Below are 1,715 nucleotides of genomic sequence, written 5' to 3'. Positions count from 1 at the left end.
GCAAGCCGATGCGCACCGCCCCGCCGGGCATGGTCGCCAAGGGCCAGCCGGAACCGCTCAAGGGCGTGCGCCGCAACATGGCCCGGGTCATGGCCGACGCGCACAGCAAGGTCGTGCCCACCACGCTCAATGACGACGCCGACATCCATGCCTGGATGCCGGGCAACGACATGACCTCGCGGCTGGTGCGGGCGATCGTCGCCGCCTGCCAGGCGGTGCCGGCGATGAACGCCTGGTTCGACGGTGACACCCTCACCCGCACCCTGCACGCGCAGGTCGACATCGGCATCGCCGTGGACACCGATGACGGCCTGTTCGTGCCGGCGCTGCGCAATGCCGACATGCTCGACGCCCGCGGCGTGCGCGAAGGCATCAACCGCCTGCGCCAGCAGGTGGAAGACCGCTCCATCGCCCCGTCCGAGCTCAGCGGCTACACCATCAGCCTGTCCAACTTCGGCATGTTCGCCGGCCGCTATGCCACCCCGGTGGTGGTGCCACCGTGCGTGGCAATCGTTGCCGCCGGGCGCGCCCGCTTCCAGCTGACCCCGGTGATGGGCGGCGTGGAAACGCACAAGGTGATCCCGCTGTCGGTGACTTTCGACCACCGCGCCTGCACCGGTGGCGAAGCCGCCCGCTTCCTGCGCGCGATGATCGACGATCTGGCCCTGGCCCACTGAGCAGTTTGTTTGCAGCAAGACTTCAGCCCGCAGCAATGCGGGCTTTTTTTTGGGGCGGAGGAACCGGGTCTTGCGTTGCCGAGGGCGCGGGCACCGCGTTGCGCACTGTCACCCCGGTCTGCGGTCACGGCGCTAGGATGCGCACATCCACCTCCACCTCCGACGGTACGCCTGATGAACAGCTGGGTCTGCAGCAACTGCAAGGAAGCCAACGAAGACAACTTCGAACAGTGCTGGAACTGCGGCACCCATGCCGACGGCTCGGTGCCGGAACGGCCATTCCGGCCCGAGGCCAGCGCGCCATGGCTGCAGCCGCCGCGCCTGATCCAGTGCCTGCGCTGCCCGGGCTCGCGGATGGAGTTCATCGGCCGCAAGCGCTTCCACGAAGGTTCGCAGGCCATGCCGTTCCTGCTGGGCGATCTGGGCGAACTGTTCGTCAACCGCGAGGAGTTCGAGCTGCATGCCTGCCCGGCCTGCGGCAAGGTCGAGCTGTTCCTGTCCAACCTGCCCCGCTGAACGTCGCCACCGGACCGGGAGTATCGCCATGAGCCACCGCAGCCGTCTGGCCGGTTTCATCATCGATTGCCAGGACACCGACAGTGATACCGCCGCGGCCTTCTGGAGCGCGGCGTTGGGCCTGCAGGCGCTGCCGGCCGAGACCGACAGCGACGGCGACGGCGCGCAGTACACGCGGTTGCGCGATGCGCCCGGTGAGCTGCAGGTGGAAGTGCAGCGGGTCAGCCACCCTTCGCGCGTGCATCTGGATATCGAGGCCGACGACATCGACGCCGAAGCCGACCGGCTGGAAGCACTGGGCGCGCGCCGCATCGGCTTCGTCAAACGCTGGTGGGTGATGGAGGCGCCGACCGGTCACCGCTTCTGCGTGGTGGCGATGAAGCATCCGGCGCGCGGACAGACCCCCAACACCTGGGAGTAACCGCGCCGGCGCGCCGATAATGGCAATCACTTTTCCGCTGGAGATGCCCCGATGTCCGATTCCTCCCTTGCCGGCGCCCGGGTGCTGGTGGCCGGCGGCAG

3 protein-coding genes are annotated in these 1,715 nt (G+C 68.4%); all 3 read left to right on the top strand.

All coding sequences use genetic code 11. The features are described 5' to 3' along the window. Positions 1–677, top strand: a 677-nt coding sequence (locus JCM9942_RS15205) for a dihydrolipoamide acetyltransferase family protein (protein ID WP_083468581.1), incomplete at its 5' end; no start/stop codon positions are given. Between the two features lie 174 nt (positions 678–851). Beyond that, positions 852–1,193 (top strand): hypothetical protein, encoded by a 342-nt coding sequence (locus JCM9942_RS15200; RefSeq protein WP_054660680.1) that lies wholly within the window; start codon positions 852–854, stop codon positions 1,191–1,193. A 28-nt stretch (positions 1,194–1,221) separates the two neighbouring features. Then, on the top strand, positions 1,222–1,614 hold the full coding sequence (locus tag JCM9942_RS15195; protein WP_054660678.1) for a VOC family protein: 393 nt from the start codon (positions 1,222–1,224) through the stop codon (positions 1,612–1,614). Positions 1,615–1,715 lie beyond the last annotated feature (101 nt).

It is taken from the genome of Stenotrophomonas pictorum JCM 9942 (assembly GCF_001310775.1).
Lineage (GTDB): Bacteria > Pseudomonadota > Gammaproteobacteria > Xanthomonadales > Xanthomonadaceae > Stenotrophomonas > Stenotrophomonas pictorum.
Note: the sequence above shows the minus strand (reverse complement) of the source record. Positions and strands in the feature narration are given on the sequence as shown.

Coding starts and splice junctions, on each gene's coding strand:
- JCM9942_RS15195 (WP_054660678.1), top strand. CDS start 1,222: ATGAGCCACCGCAGCCGTCTGGCCGGTTTCATCATCGATTGCCAGGAC.
- JCM9942_RS15200 (WP_054660680.1), top strand. CDS start 852: ATGAACAGCTGGGTCTGCAGCAACTGCAAGGAAGCCAACGAAGACAAC.